We start from the raw sequence: 23,967 nt of genomic DNA, 5'->3' as shown, positions 1-23,967 counted from the left end.
TCGGGGGCAGATGGTGACAACCGCTGACGACCGCTGACAACCGCCCGAAGCGGACGCGGCCGGTCCGGCGACGCTACTTGATCTTGTACGTGCAGCCCTTGGGGTTCTTCCCGCCGTCGTTGTCGGCGACCTGCTTGCCGTCGACCTTGATGACGCACGGCGCCTGCTGCAGCATCCCGTCGGCGCCCTGGATCGAGCCCGGGACGACCGTCACCAGGTAACCCACCTTCTGTTCCGCGCCGGTGAGCTTGACGGTCTCCGTCTTCGTCCAGGGCAGGGTCTGCTGGTCGAAGCCGCTCGTGTCGGCGTTGTACATGATCTGCGTCTTGCCCTGGCCGGAGACTTCGAGCGTCACCTCGTGGGTCGCACCGTCGCCGCCACCACCGCCCTTGCCCGCCGCGGCCTTGCCCGTGGCCGTGGCCGTGGCCGTGGCCGCGGGGGAGGGGCTCTGGGCCGCCGGCACCTTCGCGCCCGCACCGTCCGCCCCGCCGCCGCCCTTCTTCCCGCCGTCACTCCCGCAACCGGTCAAAAGCGCCGCCGCCACGACCAGTGCCACCCCGGTAACCGTCTTGCGCATGTTCCCCGTTCTCCGTTCTCGGACTTCACGATTCACGTGCCCTCCTGGCGGAGGAAACGCGAGACCCAAAGATCCAATCACGGCCGACGGGGCCTGCGCGCCCTGGGGTCTCGACGCCGTCCATGGCGCACACCCGTAGGCGGGGTCCATCGGGACCCCGCCTACGCGACCCACCGCGGACGCCGCCGGATCCGGGTCAAGGCTTGAGTTCGTCCTTTCCCCGTTCCTTCAATTCCCGGGCCTTTCCGCGGGCCTCCAAAGCGCTGCCCTTGGCCTCGGTGGTCTTGTTGCCCAAGGCGTGCGCCGTCTTCCTGACCGTCTTCCCGACCAGTTGCTCGGCCTTCGCCTTCATCTTCTCACTGGCGCTCATGGCGACCCTTCTCTCACAGCGGTCGGCGCGGTGGTCACCGGCCGTTCACCCATTGCTCTCCAGTCGAAGCCCGTGGGGCACCATGGCCCGGAACGCGCCCCGCAGCGCGCGCCGAAACGCCAGCAGGGCGCCCGCCGCCATCAGCCGCATCCCCCATCTCGCACTCCGCAGCAGGATGCGGCGGCGGACGGCCCGAGGCGTCCATCGCCGCCTCCACCTCCTGTGTCCCCGCCGTGCGAGGGGGGACTTCATCAATGTCTCCTGCCGGCCACGAGATGGTAGATCCCCAGGAGGATCAGGGAGCCGACGATTGCAGCGATCCACGTCGACAGCTCGAAGAACCCGTCAATGGAGTCGACACCGAAAATGACCTTTCCGAGCCATCCGCCCAGAAGGGCACCGGCAATGCCGATCAATATCGTCAGAATGCATCCGCCGGGGTCCCGACCCGGCATCAAGGCCTTTGCGATGATGCCGGCGAGCAGGCCCAGGAGAATCCAGCCGATGATGCCCATGGAGCATCCCTTCGCGAGCGTATGAACCCTACGTCCATCCGTATGCGCCGCCCGCGGGACTTCAAACATGGGAATTCGGATTATCGGAAACCGGGGGCCCTGGTCGGGAAAACCCGTCCGACCGAGGGGCGAGGGCTCAGGTCGTGGCGACTGCTGGCGGCGGGCTGACCGACGCCGGGAGGGCTACGCGGGAGCGGATCCGGCTCGAGGCCGTGGAACGCTTCGGCCGCGGGGAGAGGAACCGGGAGATCGCGGCAGCGTTACGGGTGCTCCTACACGGTGGAAGGCGCGTGGGCCCCTGCTGAAGCGGCACGGCTGGTCGTGGCAGCATCCCGCCCGGCGGGCCATCGAGCGTGACGACGCGGCGGTGGAGCTGTGGAAGAAGGAGATCCGGCCGCGGGTAAGAGCACCGCGGCGGCGTGCGACGGCTGGATCGTCTTCGAGGACGAGGCAGGACAGTAGATGACTCCGCCGCGTGCCGGGACACACGAGGCCGCTATCCGTGCCGGGGGCGGGCCGACGGCGCTTTGCCGACCTTCGCTGTCCGATAGTGATCTTCCGTAGGCAACCACTCCGCGACAAGGTCATGACACGGGGTGGCGACGCCGTGCCTCGACCAGGGGCCCGGCGTGCACCCGAGTGATGTTGCGCCGGGGGCCGACTGCCCGTCAGGCCGGGCGTCGCCGACAGGCCCGGCTTTGACCATCACGAGCTCAACGCGCACGCCCGGAGCGGCCCACCGCCGTGGCGATCTCCGGAAAGCCGAACGCGAACAGCTTCCGCAGCACGACCACCGCGCGGTCGCAGCCCCTCGAACTCCGCGGCTTTTTCCGCCGTCCCGGTCATGCCGGCCCCTGCGTGCCCCGAACACCCGCACCGTCGATCATGCTCCTGCCCTGGACCTCGTCGTCCTTCACCGCTCGAGACCGGACAGCGCAGCGATCCGTGACACAGCGGGACGGGGCGGGCCGGTCGCGCGGCCGCAGATCCTGGCGGCCAACCCGGGTACCGAATCGGCGCGCACGGGTGAGAATGGCGGCAGGCCACGGGACGTGCTGGGGGCGACATGCCGCTGTTGCTGGTACGGGGGAACGGCCGCGCGCCCGGCTGGCCGGCCTACCTCGGGGCGGTGGGCCTCGGCGCGGTGGCGCTGGCCCTGGCCTCGCTGTGGACCAGCGGGGCATGGGCCACCGGCATCGGAGCGGCCGTGACCACGCTGTCCGGCCTGATCGCCGAGCGGCTCCAGCCGCAGCGCGCCACCGGCGCAGGCCGGGACGGTGCGCACGCGACCGGCGGTGCGGGCGGGCTGCTGCGCACGCCCTCGGGCCGGATCCCCTCGCTGCGCCGGGTGGACCGCCCCGAGCTGGCCGGCGCCCACCCCGCGGACGGCCACCCGGCCGACGGGAGCCGGATCCCGGGCGCGCCGCCCGCGTACATCCGCCGCGACGTGGAGCCGCAGCTGCGCGAGGCCCTTGGCCGGGCCGGATTCGTCCTGCTGGTGGGGGAGTCCACGGCCGGCAAGTCCCGGCTGGCGCACGAGGTGGCCCGCGGGCTCTTTCCCCGGCACGCCTTCGTCCGCCCGCTGAGCCGGGCCGCACTCGCGGAGGCGTTACGGGTGGCGGCGCGCCGGCGGCGATCCGTGCTGTGGCTGGACGATTTGGAGGACTTCCTCGGCGCGGGCGGCCTGACCGCCGCCATGCTGGCCGGGCTGTCGGCGGGCCGGCCGGGACGGCGGGTGGTGCTGGCCACCATGCGCACCCAGGAGTTCCGCCGCTTCGACGCCCGGGAGGAGAGCCGGCTGACCGGCTCGGACCGCGACGCCTGGCGCACCCAGCGGGACGTGCTCCAGCAGGCGGTGGTGGTCCGGCTCGCCCGGCACTGGTCGGTGCCGGAGCGCCGACGGGCCCTGGCCCACCGGGAGGATCCGCGCATCGGCGCGGCACTGCGGGCCGGGGAGCGCTTCGGGATCGCCGAAGTCCTCGCCGCCGGACCGGAGTTGCTGGCCACGTGGCAGGACGCCTGGGCCCCCGGTGCCAATCCGCGCGGCGCGGCGGTGGTGGCCGCCGCCGTGGACTGCCGGCGGGCCGGGCTGCGCCGGCCGGTCAGCCGGGAGTGGCTGCGCGAGCTGCACGTGCCGTACCTGACGGCCCGCGGCGGCGGTGACCTGCAGCCGGAACCCTTCGACGCGGCGATGGACTGGGCCTGCACGGCCGCCTACGCCACCAGCGGCCTGCTGATCGGCAACTACACCCAGGGCTACGCGGCCTTCGACTACCTGCTCAACGCGCCGGGCCTGGCGCCGGTCCCGGACCACCTCTGGCAGGCGCTGATCGGCAGGGTGACGGCGGCCGAGACCTACGACATCGGGCTCCAGGCCCACCAGGACGGCCGCCCGCGACGGGCCGCCGAGGCGCTGTCCCGGGCCCGGCTGAACGGGGTGGCGGGCGCGGACTTCCTGCTCGCCATCACCGTCGGGGACGCGGGCCGGCCGCGCCGGGCCGCCGCCGAGCTCGCCGGGATCACCCGGCGCCGGGAGGACCGGCTCGGCCCGCGCCACCCCGACACCCTGGCCGCACGCCACCAGCTGGCCTACTTCACCGGCGAGGCAGGCAACCCGCACGCCGCGGCCGCCCGGTTCGCGACCCTGGCCGCAGACGCGGCGGCGGTTCTCGGCGCCGACCACCCGGACACCCTGGCCGCCCGGCACCAGCTGGCCTACTTCACGGGACAGGCCGGTGCCAGGGCCGAGGCCGCCCGGCAGCTGGGCCGGCTGCTCGCCGACCGGCTGCGCGTCCACGGCCCGGAGCACCCCCAGGTGCTGGCCACCCGGCGCAGCCTGATCTGGTACGGCGCAGGCGACCCCGCCCGGAGGGAGCAGGAACTGACCGAACTGCTCGCCGACGCCGAACGCACCCTCGGCCCCGACGATCCGCACACCCTCGCCGTCCGCAGCAGCCGCGCCGCGCTCGCCGCCCGGGCCGGCCGGACCGCCGAGGCCGTCACGGCCTGGGAATCACTCGTGGCCGACCGTACGCGCGTCATGGGCTCCGACCACCCGCACACCGTCTACGCCCGGCTGGAATGGGCCCGCGCCCTGGCCGCCGCCCGCCCCGAGGAAGCCCGCGCCCTGTTGAGGCGGACCCTCGGCGAGGCCGCGGCACTCCTCGAACACGGCCACCGCCACCTGCGCCTCGGCCGCGAACTGCTGGCCGCCCTCGCACCGGCGGACCAGGCCTGAGGCGACGCCGACCCTGCGTGCGCCGAGAGCGGTCGGCGTTGTACCCGGCCGGCCCGACGACACCCCCGTATCCTCCTCCACCACATCGAGCACGCCGCCGACAGCCGCACAGGGAGCCACTGATGACCGACCAGGGCGAAACGACCAAGCAGCCGGCCGAACTCCTGCGCGAGGCCCGTGCGCTGCTGCCGGACATCGTCGCCGTACGCCGCGCCGTGCACCGCCATCCCGAAGTGGGAGCGCACCTGCCCCACACCCGGAAGCAGGTCCTGGACGCCCTCGCGGGACTCCCGCTGACCATCGCCACCGGCCGGCGCCTCAGCTCCCTCACCGCCACCCTGGACGGCGCACGCCCCGGCCCGACGATCCTGCTGCGCGCCGACATGGACGCCCTGCCCCTGAGCGAGGAGACCGGCCTGGAGTACGCCTCACAGCTGCCCGGCGCCATGCACGCCTGCGGGCACGACCTGCACACCTCGATGCTCGTGGGCGCCTGCCGCCTGCTGGCGGCCCGCCGCGGAGAACTGCCCGGGCGCGTGGTGTTCATGTTCCAGCCCGCCGAGGAGAAGGGCGGCGGCGCCGCACACATGATCGACGAAGGCGTCCTGGACACCGCGGACGGCAAGGGCGTGGACGCCGCCTTCGCGATGCACGTCACCACCCGCTTCGAGTCCGGCACCGTGCACCTGCGGCCCGGACCGACGTACGCCGCCGCCGACCAGATCCACATCACCGTACGGGGGCACGGCGGCCACGCCGCCGCCCCGCACCGCGCCCTCGACCCGATCCCGGTGGCCTGCGCGATCGTCGGGGCCCTGCAGACGATGGTGACCCGCACCGTGGACGTCTTCGACCCGGCGGTGGTCACCATCGCCCGCATCGAGGCCGGCACCACCACCAACGTCATCCCCGAGACCGCCGAACTGCACGGCACCTTCCGCACCCTCACCCCCGCCACCCGCGAGGCGGTGCGCGCCCGCATCGAACGCACCGCCCGCCACATCGCGGCCGCACACGGCGCCGAGGCGGAGGTGACCCTGATCGAGGGCTACCCGCCCCTGCTCAACGACCCGGCCTTCACCGCAGCCGCCCACCGGGCCGCCACCGCGCTCCTCGGGCCGGGGGCCGTGTTCGACCTGCCGGACCCGGTCATGGGTGCCGAGGACTTCTCGTACGTCCTGCAACGCGTTCCCGGCACCATGGCGGTCCTCGGCGCCCGCCCGTCCGGCGTTCCGGCCGAAGGCACCCCCGACTGCCACTCCAACCGCGTCGTCTTCGACGAGGCCGCGATGGCCACGGGCATCGCGCTGCACGCCGCGGTGGCCCTGGGCCACCTGACCGGCTGACGCGCGGCCGTGGGCCGTAGCCTTAGGCCTTCGGTCAAGGGCGACATGACGAAGCCGGGACGCACTGGGCATCCCGGCTCGACGTCGAGGGCGAGGAAAGCGGGGGGACTAGTGGTAAATCGGGGGAAGCCCCCGAGGGTTTTGAGAAGGAAGTCCACCCATGGCCTCGCCGGGGCCCACGGTAACAGTCAGCGGGGGACCAGGGCACGCAGGTTTTCCGGGGTGACGACCAACGAATCCGGATGCAGCCCCTCCGGGCGCTCCAGGCCGATGTACGTCACGGGCCCGGCCGGCAGCTCCGTGCCGTCCCACCAAGTGGTGGCCGGGGCCCGGTCCGCCAGCAGCCCGACCAGGTACCGCACCGTGAGGTGGTCGTGCTCGACGATGCCGCGCACCAGCGTGCCGACCGTCACCCGGTTCCCCTCGACCCGGTTGGCACTGGGCCTGCCCCGCAGGTACAGGTGCAGCCACTTGGCCCGCCACCGGCCGTCGCTCCCGCGCAGGAACACCAGCGGCAGCGCCACCCTGCCCGGCCCCCGCAGCTCCGACTTCGTGCGCACCGTACGCGGCTCGAAGGGCCGCCCGTGCTGCTCGGCGTCGCGCAGCATGAAGCCGAAGAACGACTCGGCGGCCTCCTCGAAGCCCTCCCCGGAGTAGATGTTGACCTGCGGCACGATGAAGTCGCCGCTCACGGCGTCCAGGCGCAGGTTGATGAACTCCGAGGCGCCGTCGGGCCCGGGCGCGTCGGTGATGTCGCCCGAGTGCTCGCCGCCGACCGCCTGGAGGGCGGTGTACGACAGCCAGCAGACAGTGGCGTACGACGCGTCCAGCATCAGCGCCGACAGGTCGTAGTCGGTGCTCTCCCGGGTCTGCTGCCAGTGGACGAAGAACCGCAGGAGTTCCCCGTCGACCGGGGAGAGCGAGCCGCGCGGCAGCACGCCGAGACCTTCGGCCGTGGCCTTGCCGCTGAGCGGGAGGGCGACGTCGAGGACCTGGGGGTCGATCAGCAACGGCCCCGGCTCGGGCAGGCGGCGCCGTGTCTCCGCGTCCAGCGCCGCGATCAGGCGCTCGACCTCGGGCGCCGGTACGGGCGCACGGGTGTCGGCGGTGACCCAGGCGCGGCCCAAGCGGTTGACGAAGACGCGGCGCCGCCCCGCTTCCGCTTCTCCTTGCGCCTCCTGCGTCCGCGTCGTCCGGAGCGTCCGGTTGTGGAAGTGCTCGCGGACCGACAGCAGGACCCGCCCGGAGACCCGCGGGGCGGCCTCCTCGGCGGCGGCCACGACGGCGTCGCGCCCGTCCTGGTCCGCGCAGGCCCGCAGCAGCCGGTCCAGGGAGCGCAGCAGCCTGCCCGGGGCGGCCGAGGCCAGCAGCCGAGCCGCCCCCGCGACGTCGCCGGCGCCGAGCAGTTCCTCGATGCGGCCGCCGAGGGTCCGGGCCCGCTTCTCACCGCGGGCGACGGCGAACACCTCCGCGGCGTGCGGCCGGCGCGGATACTCGTGCGGGTGGAGGCGCTCGCCGAGGCGCTTGAACGCCTCGCGGTGTGCGGCGACGTCGGCGAGCTTGGCGGGGGCCGCGGCGACGAGCCCGTCGAGGGCGGCGAGCAGCGCACGGCGCACCGGCCGGGACATCGAGCGCAGCCGGGTCGGCTCCGTGAGGGTGACGTCCCCGTCCGACAGGGCGCAGGCCAGGCGGAGCACGTCGGTGACGGTGTCCACCAGCAGGTCCGCGCCGCAGGCGAGACGTGCGCGGTTGACCACGGCGCGGTTCTCCCGGACCGGTATCTCCTCGGGCCGGGGGCCGTCGGCGCAGTGCCCGGCGAGCAGCCCTAGGTCGCGCAGGCCCTCCTCGCCCAGCGGCGTGGTGCTGCCCGCCAGGGCCAGGTACAGGGCGGTCACCTCCTCCTCCGCGGTGCCACCCGGGTGCAGGACCGTGATGCGGTCCCCCGCGGCGGCGATCAGCTCGTCGTGCGCGGCGAGCATCTGCGCGTACGTGTGCCGGTAGCTGCCGTACGAGGGGAGGGTCAGCAGGTCGACGACGCCGGTCCGGAGCCGGTCGAGCGTGCCCGGGCGGGAGGCGTCGTCAACGAGCGCCTCGCGGATGCACTGCATCCAGAAGTCGAAGGTGTCCGGAACGTTGGCCGGGAAGTCGATGAAGCAGACGTTGTGTCGGACGTGGTCGCCGACCATGGCGCGCACGGTGTCGAGCGTGCGCGACGCCGTCTGGAGAACCGTTTCCCCGTCCAGCCCGGAGAGGCGCTCCAGCAGCTCCGCCGAGAGCTTGAAGCCGACGGACAGCAGCGCGGCGTCGAACTGCCGCGCGGCGACGTCGCCCCGCCCGGCGGGCCCGGAGGGCACGGGCAGGCGGTGGGTGTGGCGGATGACCAGGGATTCCAGAGGGTGGGCCATCCGGGCATGATCCCAAAGCTGTCCGAGCCGGCGCACACGGGTTTTCTGGGACCTGCGCACCCCGGCACACGCGTTTTCCATGCCGTCCGCACCCCCGGCATACGCGTTTTCCAGGCCGTCCGCACCCCCGCGTACCCTCTGTCACGTGTCCGCCTCCGCTCCCCCTCCCCCTCCCGCTCCCCGCCTGCACCGCGTCGCCGTCCTCGTGCTGGAGGGTGCCAAGCCGCTCGACGTCGGCATTCCCGCGCAGGTCTTCAGCACCCGGGCGAGCATGCCGTACGAGGTGCGGGTGTGCGGCGCCGCGCCGGGCCTCGTGACGGGTGGCGACGGCCTGTCGTACTACGTCACCCACGGGCTCGACGCGCTGGAGTGGGCCGACATCGTCTTCGTCCCCGGCTATCGGTTCCCGGACCGCGACGACCCGCCGCAGGAGGTGGTCGACGCGCTGATCGCCGCCCACGGGCGGGGCGCGCGGCTCGCCGCCATCTCGACGGGCGCCTTCGCCCTCGCCGCGACGGGCCTGCTCGACGGCAAGCGCGCGACCACCCACTGGCACTACGCCCGGGCACTCGTGGCGAGGCATCCGCTCGTCCGGCTCGACGAGAACGTCCTGTTCGTCGACGAGGGCAGCGTCCTGACCTCCGCCGGCGCCGCCTCCGGCATCGACCTGTGCCTGCACATCCTGCGCCGCGACCTCGGCGTGGCCGCGGCGAACCACGCGGCCCGGCGCCTGGTCGCGGCCCCGTACCGCAGCGGCGGCCAGGCGCAGTACCTCCCGCGCAGCGTGCCCGAGCCGCTCGGCGAACGCTTCGCCGCCACCCGCGAGTGGGCGCTGCACCGGCTCGGCGAGCCCCTCACCCTCGAAGCGCTCGCCCAGCACGCGGCGGTGTCGCCGCGCACGTTCTCGCGGAGGTTCGCCCAGGACACGGGGTACACCCCCATGCAGTGGATCATGCGGGCCCGGGTCGACGTGGCCCGTGAGCTGCTCGAACGCTCGGAGCGGAGCGTCGAGCAGATCGCCGCCGACGTCGGCCTCGGCACCGGCGCCAACCTGCGGCTGCACTTCCAGCGCATCCTCGGCACCACTCCGACGGAGTACCGGCGCACCTTCACCCAGGGCGAATAGCCCGCCGCGCCCCGCTTGATCGACGAGCTGGCGAGATACTTTCGAACCGTGGCAATCTCGCCACTGTCGGGGGCGGTCGGCAGGCGCGAGTCTGGTGGCGAACAGAAGGGGACACCGCTCATGACTCGCATCGCCATCAACGGATTCGGCCGCATCGGACGCAACGTGCTGCGCGCGCTGCTCGAACGCGAAAGCGACCTCGAGGTCGTCGCCGTCAACGACCTCTCCGAGCCCACCACGCTCGCCCGGCTGCTCGCCTACGACAGCACGTCCGGCCGGCTCGGCCGCCCCGTGACGGTCGACGGCAACGCCCTCGTCGTCGACGGCCGCCGCATCACGGTGCTAGCGGAGCGGGAGCCGGAGCAGCTGCCCTGGGCCGAGCTCGGCGTCGACATCGTGCTCGAGGCGACCGGTCGCTTCACGTCCGCCGAGGCCGCCCGCGCCCACCTCAAGGCCGGTGCGAAGAAGGTCCTCGTCAGCGCCCCCTCGGACGGCGCCGACGTCACGCTCGCGTACGGCGTCAACACCGACGCCTACGACCCGGCCCGTCACACCATCGTCTCGAACGCCTCGTGCACGACGAACGCGCTCGCGCCGCTGGCCGCCGTACTCGACGAGCTCGCCGGCATCGAGCACGGCTTCATGACGACGGTCCACGCCTACACGCAGGAGCAGAACCTGCAGGACGGTCCGCACCGCGACCCCCGCCGCGCCCGCGCCGCCGCCGTCAACATCGTGCCGACCACGACGGGCGCCGCCAAGGCCATCGGGCTCGTCCTGCCGAACCTCGACGGCAAGCTGTCGGGCGACTCGATCCGCGTGCCGGTCCCGGTGGGTTCGATCGTCGAGCTCAACACGACCGTCGCCCGCGACGTGACGCGCGAGGAGGTGCTGGAGGCGTACCGCGCCGCGGCGCAGGGCCCGCTGGCCGGCGTCCTGGAGTACTCGGACGACCCGCTCGTGTCGGCCGACATCGTGGGCAACCCCGCCTCGTCGATCTTCGACTCGGCCCTCACCCGCGTCGACGGCCGCCACGTCAAGGTGGTCGCCTGGTACGACAACGAGTGGGGCTTCTCGAACCGCGTGATCGACACGCTCACCCTCCTCGCCACCCGCTGACACCGCACCCTCTCCGCCCGCGGCAGCGCGGGCGGAGGGGCCTGTGGCTCGAGCGGTCGACCGGTTCAGCGAGCCGGCGCCTTCAACACCGCCTGGACCATGGCCCGTTCACCGGCCGCATCGGGGTGCGGGGGTGCGGTGCGGGGGTGCGGCGGGCGAGGCCGGCAGCAGGCCCTCGATCCAGGGGGACGCCGAGCAGCTGTCGCTGTCGTGGCCCCTGGTCGGACCGAGGGTGTCGACGTACGCGGCGCCCGCCGCCGCAGCGGCCGAGGCGGACTCTCGTTGAGCACGCCGATCACGGAGCGCAGGAAGCGCAGATCGCCGGTCGTGACCGGCATCCTGCCCAGGCAGGTCACCGGGTCGTCGGGGCGCACCGCCGGGTAGCCGACCACCAGCACCCGGGCCCGCGAAGCACGGGCGGACAGCCGGCGCAGGGCGCGCCCTGCGGCTGACGCCCGGCGAGTTGCGGCGCCCGCGCCAGCGAGGGCGCCGTCCCCTCATCCGGCCAGCCGTCGTACGGCCGCCACCACGGCGCCCGTTCCGTCCTCCTGCGCCATGTGCCGCGCGGCGGCCGCGGCGGCGTGCGCGTAGGAGGGCTCCCGCACCATGTCCACGAGCGCGTCGGCGAGGTTCTCGGCCGTCAGCGAGCGGAACGGGATCGGGGCCGGGGCCGCGCCGATCGAGGCGAGCCGCGCGGCCCAGAAGGGCTGGTCCGCGGCCACCGGCACGGTGACCGACGGAACCCCGGCGCGCAGGGCCGCCGCCGAGGTGCCGGCCCCGGCGTGGTGGACGACGCCGGCCAGCCGCGGGAACAGCAGGGCGTGCGGCACGTCGCCGATGGTCAGCACGTCGTCCCCGCCCCCGCCCCCGCCCCCGTCGGCGGCGAGCCCGGCGCTGCCCGACTGCAGTACGCCGCGCAGCCCGGCCCGCCGCAGTGCGCGCACCGCGATCCCGCCGAGGCGCTCGCCCTCCCCGGCGGCCATGCTGCCGAAGCCGACGAGGACCGGGCGCGGCCCGGCCGCCAGGAAGTCCTCCAGGACCGCGGGCAGTTGTGCGTCCGGCTCGACGTACGGCCACCAGGAGCCGGTCACCTCCAGCCCGGCCGCCCAGTCGGACGGGCGCGGCACGAGCGCCGTGCTGAAGCCGTGCAGGACGGGCCAGCCGGCCCGGTCCTGGCGCCGGCGCATCCGTACGGAGGTGAGTGCGGGCAGATCCAGGCGGTCGCGCAGCCGCGCCACCGCCGGCTCGAAGACCCGGTCGGCCATGCGCAGGGCGAACCGCCCGGCGGCGCGGTTGCCGAACCGGCCCAGCGACCGGGTCCCCATCACGGTCGGGGCGAAATCGCCTGTCGGGGCGGTGGGCTGGAGGTAGACGCCCAGGCCCGGTATCCCGGTGGCCTCGGAGACGTGCCAGCCGAGCGGGGCGGTGGTCGTCGACAGCAGGAGCAGGTCGGTGCCCTCGGCCACGGCGCCGGCGAATCCCTCGCCCAGTTCGGTCATGAAAGCCGAGGCCGCCCGCAGCAGTTCCCGCTGGGACCGGACGCCGCCGTGCGCGCTGGGGTCCGCGGGCAGCCGCCGGAACTCCAGCCCGGCCTCCTCGGCCAGGGGCGCGAAGGCGTCCGTGGCGGCGAGGGCGACCTCGTGCCCGGCGCGGAGCAGGGCGGCGCCCAGCCCGGTGTAGGGCGCGACGTCACCGCGCGATCCGGCCGTGGCGATCAGGATTCTCATCGGTCTTCCTCACCTGTGGTTCGTTCGGTACGGCTGCGGCGGCGCCGGCGCCGCCGCGGCGGGACGCATTGGCGTGCACCGCCCCGGCCAGATAGGCGGCCAGGCCCGGGCGCTGCTGCGAGGGCGGCACGACGAGGGCGAAGGCGCGCGGGTCGGCGGCGAAGTCCTCGGCGATGCGCCGGTGCATGTCGGGCGGGCAGGGCGTGAACCAGCGGGTCACGTGCAGCCGGTGCTCCTCGGCGATGTCCATGGCCCGTTCCCCGTCGGCGGGTTCGCCGTCGTCGAAGGCGGCGAGGAGTTCGGCCCGCCAGGCGGCGGCCTCGCCCATGAGCCGGGCCCAGTCCTCCTTGGTGTGGGCGGACGCCCGGGCCATGGCCTCCCGGTGTCCCGGGGAGTCCTGCCACTTCAGCTGCGCGTCGGTGGCGTAGGTGAGGTCGAAGGCGATCTCGCCGAAGACCTCGAAGCGCTCCTCGGGCGCAAGGGACACGCCGGTCTGCTGGACCTCGATCGCCCGCTCGGCGACCTCGGCCAGCCGCTGCAGCCGGCCGATCTCCTCGGCCAGTTGCCGCTGCCGGGCCCGCAGGTGCTCCAGCGCGTTCGCCTGCGGGTCCGCGAGGATCTCGGCGATCTCCTCCAGGGGGAAGCCCAGTTCGCGGTAGAACAGGATCTGCTGGAGCCGTGCGAGGTCGGCGTCGTCGTAGCGGCGGTAGCCGGCCCGGCTGCGGTCACCGGGCGAGAGCAGTCCCGTCCTGTCGTAGTGGTGCAGCGTGCGTACGGTCACCCCGGCGAAGGCCGAGACCTGACCCACGGTGTATCCCATGGCCTGCCCTTTCGTTCGTCCCCAGCCTCAACCCTGACGCAAGGGGAGGGTCAACCCGGCGGGCGGTCGCCGGGCGTGCCTGGCGGCCTTTCGGGCCCGGAGCGTGGACAGTTACCCGGTAGCAGAACCCGTGACGGGGACCGAACGGGCGGGCGTGAACGGAGGACCGTGCTCAGGACACCGGTGTGCGACGTACTCGGCATCGACGTGCCGATCGTGCAGGGAGCCTTGGGAGGGCCGTGGCAGCAAGGCGTCGAGCTCCCCGCCGCGGTGAGCAACGCCGGCGGACTCGGCAGCGTCCCGACCGCCCTGCGCACCGCGGCGCAGGCACGCGAGGACATGGCCCGCCTGCGCGAGCTCACCGACAGGCCGTTCGCGGTCAACATGACCCGCCGCCCCTTCGACCCGGAGGTCTTCGATGCCGTCATCACCGCGGGCCCGCCCGTGTTCTCGCTCGCGCTGGGCGCACCGGGCGATCTGGTGGGACGCGTCCACGATGCGGGGGCCCTCTACGTACAGCAGGTGACCACCGTCGAGCAGGCCCTGCGCGCGGCCGAGGCCGGAGCCGACGTGATCATCGCCCAGGGCGCGGAGGCGGGCGGCTTCAGCGGCCAGGTCAGCACGATGGTGCTGGTGCCGCAGGTCGTCGACGCGGTGGCGCCGCTGCCGGTCCTCGCCTCCGGCGGAATCGCGGACGGCCGGGGTCTGGCCGCGGCCCTCGTGCTCGGGGCCCAAGGCGTCAGCATCGGCACGCGGTTCCTCGCCTCGGCCGAATGCGCCGTCCCCGACGAGTGGAAGGCGGCCATCGGTGCCGCCGCCAGTCAGGACGCGGTCAAGGTGGCCTTCGCCCAGCACGTCCTGCCGCCTCCCACCGAGGGCGGGTACGAGACCGTCCCGCGCTCGCTGCGCACCGGGTTCGTCGACGAGTGGAACGCCCGCGGGCAGGAGGCCGCCGACAGGGCGGACGTGCTGCGCAACCAGGTCATGACGGCGATGCAGAACGGCACGGCCCACCGGCTCCTGCCGCTGACCGGCCAGTGCGCAGGCCTGATCGGCGACGTCGCACCCGCCGCCGACCTCGTCCACCGCCTTGCCGGCGAGGCCGAGGCGGTCCTGCGCACCGCCTCCCGGGCCGCCGCGGACTGACCACGCCGGTTCCTCCCGGCCGCCCGGGCGTCCGTACGGTATACGTCCCCTTGGGCTCACCCCCGGGGCCCCGAAGGGAGTGGTTGCCGTGGAGCGAACGACCTGCTGCGTGGTGGGAGGCGGGCCCGCGGGCATGGTCCTGGCACTGCTGCTGGCCCGGGCAGGCGTGGAGGTGACGGTGCTGGAGAAGCACGGCGACTTCCTGCGCGACTTCCGCGGCGACACCGTGCACCCGTCCACCCTCTCGCTGCTCGACGACATCGGCCTCGCCGAACGCTTCGCACGGCTGCCGCAGCGCCACGTGTCCTCGGTGCAGCTGCCCCTCGCCCCGGACCGGTCCCTCGTGACGATCGGCAACATCGGCGCGCTGCACGGCAAGTACAACTACATCGCGATGGTGCCCCAGTGGGACCTGCTCGACCTCCTCGCGGACGAAGCGCGCCGGGAACCGTCCTTCCGGCTGCGCATGCACACCGAGGCGACCTCCTTCCTGATGGAGGGCGGCCGGGTCAGGGGCGTGCGCTACCGCACCGCCGACGGCAGCACCGGTGAGCTCAGGGCCACCCTGACCGTGGCCTGCGACGGCCGCGGCTCGCTGGCCAGGGAGCTGCCCGAGCTCGGGCTGCAGGGCTTCGCGTGCCCGATGGACGCCTGGTGGTTCCGGCTTCCCCGCCGCGAGGCGGACCCGAGCGGGCTCGTCGGCGGCCTGGGGGAAAGGTTCTTCACCGCGTTCATCGACCGCGGCGACTACTGGCAGTGCGCCGCCCTCATCCCCAAGGGGACCGACGCCGAGCGCCGCGCCGCGGGCCTGGACCACTTCATGGCCCAGTTCACGCAGGCCGCCCCCTGGCTGGCCGACCGGGCGCACGCCCTCAGCTCCTGGGACGAGGTGAAGCTGCTCGACGTACGCCTGGAACGGCTGCGCCGCTGGCACCGCCCCGGGCTGCTGTGCATCGGGGACGCAGCGCACGCCATGTCCCCGGTCTTCGGCATCGGCATCAACCTGGCCGTACAGGACGCGGTGGCCGCCGCCCGGTACCTGGTGGGCCCGCTGCGGGAGGGGACCGTGGGACTGCGGGACGTGCGCCGCGTCCAGCGCCGCCGCTGGCCCACCACCGTGGCCACCCAGGGGCTCCAGCGTGTGGCCCACGCCCAGGTCATCGAGCCGCTGCTGGCGGGCCGGGCCGCGTTCGGCGACCCCCGCAGGGCGAAGCGGCTGACCGAGCTGATCACCGACTCGCGGTGGCTGAATCGGGTGCCCGCCTACTTCATCGCGTACGGCGCCCAGCGCGAGCGGCCGCCGAGGGAGTCGCTGCGCTGACGCGGCTCGTCAGGGCCTCAGGGCGTGGTCCGGGCGGGGAAGGTGAAGGTGTAGCCCCGGGCCCTGAGCCACGGGAGGTACTGCTCGAGGGCGGCCACGGTCTGGCTGCGGTCGCCGCCGCCGTCGTGGAAGAGGACCGTGGGACGCTCGGGCAGCTTGCCCTCCACCGCGGAGACGATGGCCGGCAGGCCCGGGCGGCTCCAGTCCTGGGGATCCACGCTCCAGCCCAAGGGCCGCATCCCGTTCGCCGCGGCGATCGCGCGGCTCTCGGGGGTGAAGGCGCCGCCCGGGGCGCGGTAGTAGTTCACCGCGACGCCCGGCACGGCCTTCTCGATCATGGCCTTGCCGTCGAGGATCTGCTGGCGCTGGTAGGCGACCGGCTTGTGGTCCATCGTCACGTCGTGGTCGACGGTGTGGTCGCACAGCTGGTGTCCGTCGGCCGCGACCGCGCGCACCAGCTCGGGGTGCTCCTGCGCGCGCGTGCCGACGATGCAGAAGGTGGCCTTGACGTTGTTCTGCCGGAGCACCCGCAGGATCTGCGGGGTCCACTTCGGGTCCGGACCGTCGTCGATGGTGATCGCGATGTCCCGCCCGGTGCCCTGCGCCAGCCGGGAGATGGCCGGCGAAATGACCGTGCGGGCCGGGCGGGCCCCGGAACCCGTGGCCGAGCCGGAGGAGGACGTCTCCCGGGAGCGGCCGGTGGGGGAGGCGTCCGTCGCGGCGAGGGCCGGGGCCACGGCTGCGGCCAGAAGACCGAGCGCGGTCGCCGCCACGGCGGCTCCCGCCCGTCGGCGGCGTACGGAAGTGCTGGTCATGCGCATGGGCGCGTTCATCCTCCACGGTCGGTCCCGGCCATCGACGCTAAGGAGCGCCTCCGCCCCGGGTCAAGGAGGGGTGAACCTCCTCACATGCCGCGGACCGGGCGAATCGGTCAGATGGCCCGCCCGCCGGCCCGGCCCGACGCACCGCCGGCCCGGCCCGCCGCATCGCCGCCGGCCCGCCCGTCGGGCCGTCCTGAGCCTCGAAGCGGACCCGGAGCGTCATGCCCCCGGCCGGCGCCGGGTTCGCCTCCGCCAGGAGCCGGGCGCCGTGCGCGCGGGCGATCGAGGCGACCAGGGAGAGGCCGAGACCGGCGCCCTCGCCCGCCGTGTGGCGGCGTTCGGCCCGGCGGCGGAACGGCTCCAGCAGCCGGGGCACGTCCTGCGGGTCGATCACCGGCCCGGTGTTCGACACCGTCAGGACGCCTCCGGCCGGGCCCGGCGCCGTGGACACCTCGATGCGGCCGCCGGGGCGGTTGTGGCGTACGGCATTGGCCAGCAGGTTGCGGATCAGGTGGTCCAGCAGGGCGCGGTCGCCCCGCACGGTCACCGGTGCGAGGTCGGTGACGACGGTCAGGCCCTCGTGCCCGGTCGCCGCCGGGCCCGCCTCTGCCAGGTCCGCCTCGACCAGGGCGGCGAGGTCCACCGGCTCGGTGGCCTCAAGGCCCTCCTCCGACACCGCGAGCAGCAGCAGCGATTCGATGAGGTGCTCGCTGGAGTCGGCGATGCCGATGAGCCGCTCCCGGATCCGGGCCACCTTCTCGGGCGGCGGATCCCCGGCCAGGCCGATCTCGGCCGCCGCCCGCTGTACGGCCAGGGGCGTCCGCAGCTCGTGGGCGGCGTTCGCGGCGAACCGCCGCTGGGCCCCCACCAGGCTCTCCATCCGGTCGAGCATCCCGTCGAAGGTGTCGGCCAGCCGTTTGAGCTCCCCGGGCGGGGCCTCGAGGGCGATCCGCTCGTGCAGGTTCGCCCCGGACAGGCGGCGCGCCGTCTCGGTGATCACCCCGACCGGACGCAGGACGCGGCCCGCCATCCACCAGGCCGGCCAGATCGACAGCACGGCGAAGACGGCGAGGGCGATGAGGGAGACGAGCAGGAGCTCGTGCAGGGTGGCCTGCTCGACGGCGGTGGAGAGGTTGCGGGTGACCGCGTAGCTCTGGAGCTGCTCCGGGCTCGGCACCTGGTCGGGCGGCAGCGACTGGGCCGGAACGGGTGGCCTGTCGCCGCGGACCAGGGCCTTCTGGAAGTCGCCGCGGGGCACCGCGGTGGTCACCGCGCCGCTGATACGGGCGTACAGACCGCCCCGGAGCAGTACGTTGACCAGGGTGATCAGCCCGCCGCCGGCGAGGAGGAGCAGGGAGCCGTACAGCGCCGTCAGACGGGCGCGCTCGGATCGGAGCACTGCTCTCACAGCGGATCGGCGATCCGGTAGCCGGCCCCCGGCACGGTCTCGATCAACTGCGGCTCGCCCAGCTTCGCCCGCAGCTTGCTGAGCGTCACCCGGACGGCGTTCGTCCGGTACGAGGTGTCCTGCTCCCACACCTGCTCGATCAGGTCGTCGTTGCCCAGCACCGCCCCCTCGGCCCGCAGCAGCGCCTCCAGCACCGCGAACTCCTTCCGGGACAGCGCGAGCCGCCGCCCGTCCCGGGTCGCGGTCCGCCGCGCCGTGTCCACGGCGACACCGCACCGCTCCAGCACCGGCGGCAGCGCAGGATGCGCCCGCCGCCCCAGCGCCAGCACCCGCGCCAGCAGCTCGTCGTAGGAGAACGGCTTGGTCAGGTAGTCGTCGGCGCCGAGCCCCAGCCCCTCCACCCGGTCGCGCACGGTCCCCGAGGCCGTCAGCATCAGCACCCGCGTCAGCAGCCGCTCGCGCACGAGCTGGCGGCAGACCTCGTCCCCGTGCAGCCCGGGCAGATCGCGGTCCAGGACGAGTACGTCGTACGCGCCCAACCGCAGGCGCCGCAGGGCCTCCAGGCCGTCGCCCGCCTCGTCGACGGCCAGCGCATCACGGCGCAGCCCCTCGGCGATCATCTCCCGGAGGAACTCCTCGTCCTCCACCACCAGAACTCGCATGTGTCCTCTCTACTCGAAAGCCGGATTTCCTCGTCATAAACATGATCGGTGAAGGAAGCGAAACCGCCCTTCCCGGCAGGCTCCGCCCCATGAACCGATCCCTGAACCGATCCTTGAACCGGTCCACGAGCATGACCATGCCCGCGGCGGCCGTCGTCACCGGCCTGGCCCTCCTCGTCACCGCCTGCACGGGCACCGGCACCGGCTCCCCGGACGGCAAGAAGAGCGGCGCCCCGCAGGGCAACGGCACCACCGGCCAGGACGCGGACAAGGCCCTCAAGGTACGCAAGTGCCTGCGCGAGCACGGCATCGACGCCCCCGACCCCCAGCCCGGCCAGGACCCGCGCGGCATGACCCTCGGCACCGGCAGCGAGGACCCCGAAGCACTGAAGAAGGCCTTCGAGGCCTGCGGGATGCAGGCCCCCGGCACGGGCGAGATGCCGCAGCAGGAGAAGGACAAGGCCCTGAAGTGGGCCAAGTGCATGCGCGACAACGGGGTGAACGTCCCGGACCCGGAGTTCAAGGGGAACGCCATGAGCTCCACCAAGATCCCCGAAGGACAGGAGCAGGCCTTCGAGGAGGCCCAGAAGAAGTGCCAGGCCGCGTGAACCGGCGCGGCAAGTGGCTGCTGGGCTCGCTCGCCGTCGTCGTCGCCGCCACGGGCGGCGGCTACGCGGTGACCGACCGGCCCGGTACGGATCCGTCGGCGGACGGGGACCGGCGCGCCGACGGCCTGCCCCGGCGGACCGAACCGGTCCGGCGCGGTGACCTCAGCTCGGGTCTCACGGTCGAGGGCACCCTCGGCTACGCGCAGGAACGCAAGCTGAACGTCGCCGGCCCCGGCCTCCTCACCTGGGCCGCGAGCGCCGGCACGACGGTCGAACGGGACGGCAGGCTCTACGACGTGGGCGGAAGACCGGTCCGCCTGATGTACGGGACCACCCCCATGTACCGGCAGCTCAGGACGGGCGACAAGGGCGAGGACGTCAAGCAGCTCAAGCGGAACCTCCTCGCCCTCGGGTACGGGACCGGGCTCGACCCGGAGGACGGCACCTTCACGGCGGGCACCGCGACCGCGGTCAAGCGCTGGCAGAAGGCCCACGGGGCGGCCGAGACCGGCGAGGTCGGCAAGGAGGACATCGCCTTCGCCTCCGGCCCGCAGCGGGTGCAGCGGGGCGACACCCAGGTCGGCGACGAGCCCGGGCCGGGCAAGCCCGTGCTCACGCTCACCGGCACCGAGCGGATGGTCCGCTTCCAGCTCGACGCGGCCAAGGCGGGCGCGGCGAGGACCGGCGACCCGGTGACCGTGACGCTCCCGGGCGGGGGAACGGCCACCGGGAGGATCGACTCGGTGGGCAGCACCGCAGGCCCCGACGGCGAGGGCAACGGCTCCGGCTCCGGCTCCGGCGGCGGGGGAGGCGGAGGCGGAAAGCCGAAGGTCCAGATCACGGTGACGCTGGACGACGCCGCCCGGATCAACGGCCCCGACCGGTCCCCGGTGTCGGTCCGGCTGACCGGCGAGACCCGCAAGGGCGTGCTCTCCGTTCCGGTCAACTCCCTCCTGGCCCTCGCCGGCGGCGGCTTCGGCGTCCAGGTCGTCGACAACGGCACCGTACGGGAGGTCCCGGTGGAGCTCGGCATGTTCGGCCAGGGCCGGGTCGAGGTCAAGGGCGACGCCCTGAAGGAGGGCATGCAGGTGGGGGTGCCGGCCGCATGAACCGCTCCCGCACCCGCCCCGCCCGCCCGGTCGTGGAGCTGACCGGCGTCACCAAGGAGTACCCGGGCGGCGTGAAGGCGCTGCGCGGGGTGGACCTGACCGTCCTGGACGGGGAACTCCTCGGCATCGTCGGCCCGTCCGGCTCGGGGAAGTCCACCCTGCTGCACATCGTCGGAACGCTCGACCGGCCGAGCGCCGGCCGGGTCGCCATCGCCGGGCACGACGTGGCGGCCCTGCCCGACCGCGCCCTGTCCGCACTGCGCTCCCGCCACGTCGGCTTCGTCTTCCAGTCCTTCCACCTCGTCCCGGGCATCAGCGCCCGGGCCAACGTCGCCGAGGGCCTGCGCTACTCCGGTCTCTCCCGGGCCGAGCGCGGCCGCAGGGCAGCGGCCGCCCTGGAGCGCGTGGGCCTCGGCGACCGGATGGAACACCGGCCGCACGAGCTGTCCGGCGGGCAGAAGCAGCGCGTGGCGATCGCCCGTGCGGTCGCCGGCGAGCCCGACCTGCTGCTCGCCGACGAGCCCACGGGCGCGCTCGACACGGCGTCCGGGCGGTCGGTGATGGAGCTGCTGCACGAACTGAACCAGGACGGGGCCACCATCGCCGTGATCACCCACGACCAGGAGATCGCGGCGAGCCTGCCGCGGTCCGTCCGGATCCGGGACGGCGAGATCGTCTCCGACGAACGCCACGAGGAGCCGTCGTGAAGCACCGCGTACGCGACCCCGCCCGCCGGAGCGCGTCCGGGCTCCGGCCGCCGCGCCTCGGCCCCCGCGACGTACTGCACGTCGGCTCGGCAGGACTGCGCTCGCGCCCGATGCGGGTGTTCCTGTCCGCCCTCGGCATCGCGATCGGCATCGCGACGATGATCGCGGTGGTCGGGGTCTCCTCCTCCAGCCAGGCAAAACTCCTCCAGGAGCTCGACAGGCTGGGCACGAACATGCTGGTCGTCACCCCCGGCCAGTCCCTGTTCGCCGGCCAGGACACGAAACTGCCCAAGGAGGCCCCCGGCATGATCTCCCGCGTCGAGGGCGTGGAGTCGGTCGGCACGACGGGCGACGTACCGGAACCGGTCCGCCGCTCGGAGAAGATCCCCAAGGAGGAGACCGGCGGCATCGCCCTCAAAGCAGCCAAGGACGACCTGTTGGCGGTCCTGCGCGCCCGCATGGGTTCCGGTGTCTGGCTGAACGACGCCACCTCCCGCTATCCCTCCGTCGTCCTGGGGCACGTCACGGCGGAGCGGCTCGGCATCACCGGCCCCGGCGGCCAGGTCTTCATCGGCGGCCGGTACTTCACGGTCATCGGCATCCTGGACCCGGTCCCGCTGGCGCCCGAGATCGAACGCTCGGCGCTGATCGGCTGGCAGGCGGCCGAGGAACTGTTCGGCTTCGACGGCCACCCCACGGCCGTCTACGAACGCTCGGCGGACGACCGCGTCGCGCAGGTACGCGCCCTGATCGCCCGGACCGCCAACCCGCAGAGCCCGAGCACGGTGTCGGTGACGGACCCGTCCGCGGCCCTGCAGGCGAAGGCCGCCACCGAGGGCGCCTTCAGCACGCTCCTCCTCGGCCTGGGCGGAATCGCCCTGCTCGTGGGCGGGGTCGGCGTGGCCAACACGATGATCATCTCGGTGCTGGAGCGCCGCCACGAGATCGGCCTGCGCCGTTCGCTGGGCGCGACCAGGGGCCAGATCCGCATCCAGTTCGTGACGGAGTCCCTCCTCCTGTCCGGACTCGGCGGGCTCGCCGGGATCGCCCTCGGCGCCGCGGCCACCGCGGTCTACGCCCGCACCGGCGACCTCCCCTGGGTGGTGCCCCTGTGGGCGGTCACCGGCGGCTTCGCCGCGACCCTGGCCATCGGCACCCTGGCCGGCCTCTACCCCGCGGTCCGCGCCGCCCGCCTCTCCCCGACCCTGGCCCTCCAGGCAGCGTAACGAGGCCCCGCACCGGCCGGGCGAGACGCGGCCGGTGCGGGGCGCACGGCGCACTGCGCACGGCACACTGCGTCAGGAGATCGCCCGGAGCCGGGGCGCAGCCCCGTGCACGAGCTGCTGCACGTGGTGGGCCGTCGCGTCGTCGGCGGGCAGGAGGACGACCAACTGCTGTTCGTCCGCGGGAAGTTCGAGCGTCTCGCGGGACAGGCGGAGCTCGTTCCCCGAGGGGTGGGCGAGCCGGAGGACGCCGCGCCGGGGAACTCTGTGGTGGTTCAGCCGGGTCGTGAAGTCGGGGCCGGCGACGGGCGCGAGCTTCGCGCTGATCCACTCCGAGTTCTCGACGGACGGCCCGCGCCACAGGTCGAACGCCTGCTCGTCGGCGACGTCGTCCCAGTCGGCGAAGAAGGTCCGGGCCCGCGGGTCGGTGAAGACATAGCGGGTGAGGTTCGGGACGTCGGTGCCGGTGTCGGTGTCGGTGGCGGTGTCGAAGAGGCCCGCGGCGCCCAGCACCCACCGGTACGAGGCGGTGTGGGCGAGCACATCGCCGAGTCGGTTGACCACCGCGGCGATACCCGGCTCCAGCAGGCGCAGCGTGTCCAGAACGCCCGGCCGCACCGCACGGCTCGGCGGCGCCGGCCGGGTATGGCCGGTGCAGGCACCACCGGTGATCTTCGCCAGGTAGCGCAGGTGGTTGCGCTCCGCCGGGTCGAGGCCGAGCCCGTCGGCCAGCGCGTTCACCACCGCGGCCGAGGGATTGCGGTCCCGGCCCTGCTCCAGGCGGGTCAGGTACTCGACGCTGATCCCGGCCCGCGCCGCCAGGTCCGAGCGGCGCAGGCCCGGCGAGCGGCGGCGCCCGTGGGCGGGCAGCCCCAGCGATTCGGGCTGGATGCTGTCGCGCTTGGCACGGACGAAGTCCCCCAGTGGCGTACCCATGTCGGCAGCATAAGCCGCGGCGCTGCGGCCGAGGGGTGCTCAGGGTGGCCCTGCCGGGGCCAGTCTGGGCACGGTCTGGTTGCGGCTCCGCGGCGCCCCGATCGTGGAGGGCATGGAGAACACGAAGCAGCACACGCAGCAGACTCAGCACACGCAGCAGACGCAGCACAGGCTGGTCGTCATCACCGGAAGCGTCCGCGAGGGCCGCTTCGGCCCGGTCGTGGCCTCGTGGGTGGCGGAACAGGCCCGTGCCCACGGCGGGTTCGACGTGGAGGTCGTCGATCTCGCCGAGGCCGACATCCCGCTGGAGCTCCCCGCGGCATCGCCGAAGTTCGCCGGGGACGACTACCCCCGTCCGGCCGGCATGGCGGCGCTCACGGAGGCCCTCGACTCCGCGGACGCCTTCGTCATCGTCACCCCGGAGTACAACCACAGCTACCCCGCCTCCCTCAAGGCGGCCATCGACTGGCACTTCACCCAGTGGACCGCCAAGCCGGTCGCGTTCGTCAGCTACGGCGGCGCGGCGGGAGGCCGGCACGCGGTGCTGCACCTGGAGAACGTCCTGACCGAGCTGCACGCGGTCACCATCCGCGACGGCCTGGCCTTCCCGAACTACTTCACCGCATGGGAGGACGGCCGCCCGCTGGACTCCGGGGCCGCCGGATACGCCAAGGTCCTGCTCGACCAACTCGCCTGGTGGGCCGGGGCCCTGCGCACGGCGCGCGAGACCGTCCCCTACCCGGCATGAGGAACGAGAAGACGCAAAGGGCGAGCGAAGGGTGA

Annotated in this window: 21 protein-coding genes and 1 pseudogene; 12 read left to right on the top strand and 10 right to left on the bottom strand. The window is 73.8% G+C overall.

What is annotated here, in order from left to right; translation table 11 throughout:
• Nucleotides 1-73: 73 nt before the first annotated feature.
• The 3 genes from ABZ924_RS09735 to ABZ924_RS09725 all read right to left on the bottom strand — a co-directional run bounded on the left by ABZ924_RS09735 (nt 74) and on the right by ABZ924_RS09725 (nt 1,462).
• Nucleotides 74-577, bottom strand: a complete 504-nt coding sequence (locus ABZ924_RS09735; RefSeq protein WP_361906381.1) for a hypothetical protein — start codon at nt 575-577, stop codon at nt 74-76.
• A 196-nt stretch (nt 578-773) separates the two neighbouring features.
• Nucleotides 774-947, bottom strand: a complete 174-nt coding sequence (locus tag ABZ924_RS09730) for a hypothetical protein (RefSeq protein WP_361906379.1) — start codon at nt 945-947, stop codon at nt 774-776.
• A 251-nt stretch (nt 948-1,198) separates the two neighbouring features.
• Nucleotides 1,199-1,462 (bottom strand): GlsB/YeaQ/YmgE family stress response membrane protein, encoded by a 264-nt coding sequence (locus ABZ924_RS09725; protein WP_361906377.1) that lies wholly within the window; start codon nt 1,460-1,462, stop codon nt 1,199-1,201.
• 143 nt (nt 1,463-1,605) lie between these two features.
• On the opposite strand from ABZ924_RS09725, the pseudogene ABZ924_RS09720 reads away from it, so the two are divergent.
• The 3 genes and pseudogenes from ABZ924_RS09720 (at nt 1,606) to ABZ924_RS09710 (ending at nt 6,046) form a co-directional block, all read left to right on the top strand.
• Nucleotides 1,606-1,928, top strand: a pseudogene (locus ABZ924_RS09720) (winged helix-turn-helix domain-containing protein).
• Nucleotides 1,929-2,528: 600 nt separating this feature from the next.
• Complete coding sequence (locus tag ABZ924_RS09715) at nt 2,529-4,700, top strand: tetratricopeptide repeat protein (protein WP_361906375.1); 2,172 nt, start codon at nt 2,529-2,531, stop codon at nt 4,698-4,700.
• Between the two features lie 122 nt (nt 4,701-4,822).
• Entirely contained in the window at nt 4,823-6,046 is a 1,224-nt protein-coding gene (locus ABZ924_RS09710; protein WP_361906373.1) for a M20 family metallopeptidase, read from the top strand.
• 188 nt (nt 6,047-6,234) lie between these two features.
• On the opposite strand, the gene ABZ924_RS09705 is transcribed toward ABZ924_RS09710, so the two are convergent.
• Complete coding sequence (locus ABZ924_RS09705) at nt 6,235-8,451, bottom strand: hypothetical protein (RefSeq protein WP_361906371.1); 2,217 nt, start codon at nt 8,449-8,451, stop codon at nt 6,235-6,237.
• A gap of 79 nt (nt 8,452-8,530) precedes the next feature.
• On the opposite strand from ABZ924_RS09705, the gene ABZ924_RS09700 reads away from it, so the two are divergent.
• Both ABZ924_RS09700 and gap read left to right on the top strand, forming a co-directional pair.
• Entirely contained in the window at nt 8,531-9,577 is a 1,047-nt protein-coding gene (locus tag ABZ924_RS09700) for a helix-turn-helix domain-containing protein (RefSeq protein WP_361906369.1), read from the top strand.
• A 120-nt stretch (nt 9,578-9,697) separates the two neighbouring features.
• Nucleotides 9,698-10,696 carry a type I glyceraldehyde-3-phosphate dehydrogenase gene (gene gap / locus ABZ924_RS09695; protein WP_361906367.1) on the top strand — a complete coding sequence of 333 codons (999 nt, stop codon included), beginning with the start codon at nt 9,698-9,700 and terminating at the stop codon, nt 10,694-10,696.
• A gap of 497 nt (nt 10,697-11,193) precedes the next feature.
• Here gap and ABZ924_RS09690 read toward each other — a convergent pair whose 3' ends face one another.
• Both ABZ924_RS09690 and ABZ924_RS09685 read right to left on the bottom strand, forming a co-directional pair.
• Nucleotides 11,194-12,423: a glycosyltransferase gene (locus ABZ924_RS09690; RefSeq protein ID WP_361906365.1), complete on the bottom strand. Its 1,230-nt coding sequence runs from the start codon at nt 12,421-12,423 to the stop codon at nt 11,194-11,196.
• Nucleotides 12,386-13,243 carry a MerR family transcriptional regulator gene (locus ABZ924_RS09685; RefSeq protein ID WP_361906363.1) on the bottom strand — a complete coding sequence of 286 codons (858 nt, stop codon included), beginning with the start codon at nt 13,241-13,243 and terminating at the stop codon, nt 12,386-12,388. Before ABZ924_RS09685 ends, ABZ924_RS09690 begins: the two co-directional genes overlap by 38 nt.
• A gap of 168 nt (nt 13,244-13,411) precedes the next feature.
• Between ABZ924_RS09685 and ABZ924_RS09680 the strand changes: the two genes are divergently transcribed.
• Nucleotides 13,412-14,389, top strand: coding sequence for a nitronate monooxygenase family protein (locus tag ABZ924_RS09680; protein ID WP_361906361.1), 978 nt, complete (start codon nt 13,412-13,414; stop codon nt 14,387-14,389).
• A gap of 88 nt (nt 14,390-14,477) precedes the next feature.
• Nucleotides 14,478-15,710 carry an FAD-dependent oxidoreductase gene (locus ABZ924_RS09675; protein WP_361906359.1) on the top strand — a complete coding sequence of 411 codons (1,233 nt, stop codon included), beginning with the start codon at nt 14,478-14,480 and terminating at the stop codon, nt 15,708-15,710.
• A 17-nt stretch (nt 15,711-15,727) separates the two neighbouring features.
• Here ABZ924_RS09675 and ABZ924_RS09670 read toward each other — a convergent pair whose 3' ends face one another.
• Genes ABZ924_RS09670 through ABZ924_RS09660 form a run of 3 tightly spaced genes read right to left on the bottom strand, consistent with a single transcriptional unit; the run spans nt 15,728 to nt 18,601 of the window.
• Entirely contained in the window at nt 15,728-16,531 is an 804-nt protein-coding gene (locus ABZ924_RS09670; RefSeq protein WP_361906357.1) for a polysaccharide deacetylase family protein, read from the bottom strand.
• A 40-nt stretch (nt 16,532-16,571) separates the two neighbouring features.
• Nucleotides 16,572-17,930 (bottom strand): HAMP domain-containing sensor histidine kinase, encoded by a 1,359-nt coding sequence (locus ABZ924_RS09665; protein WP_361906355.1) that lies wholly within the window; start codon nt 17,928-17,930, stop codon nt 16,572-16,574.
• A 5-nt stretch (nt 17,931-17,935) separates the two neighbouring features.
• Nucleotides 17,936-18,601: a response regulator transcription factor gene (locus ABZ924_RS09660; RefSeq protein ID WP_361906353.1), complete on the bottom strand. Its 666-nt coding sequence runs from the start codon at nt 18,599-18,601 to the stop codon at nt 17,936-17,938.
• An 89-nt stretch (nt 18,602-18,690) separates the two neighbouring features.
• Here ABZ924_RS09660 and ABZ924_RS09655 point away from each other — a divergent pair, with 89 nt between their 5' ends.
• From ABZ924_RS09655 to ABZ924_RS09640, 4 genes are read left to right on the top strand one after another with little or no spacing between them, the layout of a single operon-like run.
• Nucleotides 18,691-19,209, top strand: a complete 519-nt coding sequence (locus tag ABZ924_RS09655) for a hypothetical protein (protein WP_361906351.1) — start codon at nt 18,691-18,693, stop codon at nt 19,207-19,209.
• Nucleotides 19,194-20,318: a peptidoglycan-binding protein gene (locus tag ABZ924_RS09650; protein ID WP_361906349.1), complete on the top strand. Its 1,125-nt coding sequence runs from the start codon at nt 19,194-19,196 to the stop codon at nt 20,316-20,318. The genes ABZ924_RS09655 and ABZ924_RS09650 overlap by 16 nt, the downstream gene beginning before the upstream one ends.
• Nucleotides 20,315-21,025: an ABC transporter ATP-binding protein gene (locus ABZ924_RS09645; protein WP_361906347.1), complete on the top strand. Its 711-nt coding sequence runs from the start codon at nt 20,315-20,317 to the stop codon at nt 21,023-21,025. The genes ABZ924_RS09650 and ABZ924_RS09645 overlap by 4 nt, the downstream gene beginning before the upstream one ends.
• The gene (locus tag ABZ924_RS09640; RefSeq protein WP_361906345.1) at nt 21,022-22,251 is read left to right on the top strand and encodes an ABC transporter permease; all 1,230 of its coding nucleotides are present in this window, start codon (nt 21,022-21,024) and stop codon (nt 22,249-22,251) included. The genes ABZ924_RS09645 and ABZ924_RS09640 overlap by 4 nt, the downstream gene beginning before the upstream one ends.
• Before the next feature lie 72 nt (nt 22,252-22,323).
• Here the strand turns inward: ABZ924_RS09640 and ABZ924_RS09635 are convergent, their stop codons facing one another.
• Nucleotides 22,324-23,184, bottom strand: a complete 861-nt coding sequence (locus ABZ924_RS09635) for a helix-turn-helix transcriptional regulator (protein WP_361906343.1) — start codon at nt 23,182-23,184, stop codon at nt 22,324-22,326.
• Nucleotides 23,185-23,296: 112 nt separating this feature from the next.
• On the opposite strand from ABZ924_RS09635, the gene ABZ924_RS09630 reads away from it, so the two are divergent.
• Complete coding sequence (locus ABZ924_RS09630; RefSeq protein WP_361906341.1) at nt 23,297-23,932, top strand: NAD(P)H-dependent oxidoreductase; 636 nt, start codon at nt 23,297-23,299, stop codon at nt 23,930-23,932.
• Nucleotides 23,933-23,967 lie beyond the last annotated feature (35 nt).

The organism is Streptomyces sp. NPDC046876 (assembly GCF_040645035.1).
GTDB lineage: Bacteria > Actinomycetota > Actinomycetes > Streptomycetales > Streptomycetaceae > Streptomyces.
Note: the sequence above shows the minus strand (reverse complement) of the source record. Positions and strands in the feature narration are given on the sequence as shown.

Coding starts and splice junctions, on each gene's coding strand:
- ABZ924_RS09730 (WP_361906379.1), bottom strand. CDS start 947: ATGAGCGCCAGTGAGAAGATGAAGGCGAAGGCCGAGCAACTGGTCGGG.
- ABZ924_RS09715 (WP_361906375.1), top strand. CDS start 2,529: ATGCCGCTGTTGCTGGTACGGGGGAACGGCCGCGCGCCCGGCTGGCCG.
- ABZ924_RS09735 (WP_361906381.1), bottom strand. CDS start 577: ATGCGCAAGACGGTTACCGGGGTGGCACTGGTCGTGGCGGCGGCGCTT.
- ABZ924_RS09685 (WP_361906363.1), bottom strand. CDS start 13,243: ATGGGATACACCGTGGGTCAGGTCTCGGCCTTCGCCGGGGTGACCGTA.
- ABZ924_RS09725 (WP_361906377.1), bottom strand. CDS start 1,462: ATGGGCATCATCGGCTGGATTCTCCTGGGCCTGCTCGCCGGCATCATC.
- ABZ924_RS09635 (WP_361906343.1), bottom strand. CDS start 23,184: ATGGGTACGCCACTGGGGGACTTCGTCCGTGCCAAGCGCGACAGCATC.
- ABZ924_RS09645 (WP_361906347.1), top strand. CDS start 20,315: ATGAACCGCTCCCGCACCCGCCCCGCCCGCCCGGTCGTGGAGCTGACC.
- ABZ924_RS09700 (WP_361906369.1), top strand. CDS start 8,531: ATGCCGTCCGCACCCCCGGCATACGCGTTTTCCAGGCCGTCCGCACCC.
- ABZ924_RS09630 (WP_361906341.1), top strand. CDS start 23,297: ATGGAGAACACGAAGCAGCACACGCAGCAGACTCAGCACACGCAGCAG.
- ABZ924_RS09710 (WP_361906373.1), top strand. CDS start 4,823: ATGACCGACCAGGGCGAAACGACCAAGCAGCCGGCCGAACTCCTGCGC.
- ABZ924_RS09670 (WP_361906357.1), bottom strand. CDS start 16,531: ATGCGCATGACCAGCACTTCCGTACGCCGCCGACGGGCGGGAGCCGCC.
- ABZ924_RS09660 (WP_361906353.1), bottom strand. CDS start 18,601: ATGCGAGTTCTGGTGGTGGAGGACGAGGAGTTCCTCCGGGAGATGATC.
- ABZ924_RS09655 (WP_361906351.1), top strand. CDS start 18,691: ATGAACCGATCCCTGAACCGATCCTTGAACCGGTCCACGAGCATGACC.
- ABZ924_RS09690 (WP_361906365.1), bottom strand. CDS start 12,423: ATGAGAATCCTGATCGCCACGGCCGGATCGCGCGGTGACGTCGCGCCC.
- ABZ924_RS09705 (WP_361906371.1), bottom strand. CDS start 8,451: ATGGCCCACCCTCTGGAATCCCTGGTCATCCGCCACACCCACCGCCTG.
- gap (WP_361906367.1), top strand. CDS start 9,698: ATGACTCGCATCGCCATCAACGGATTCGGCCGCATCGGACGCAACGTG.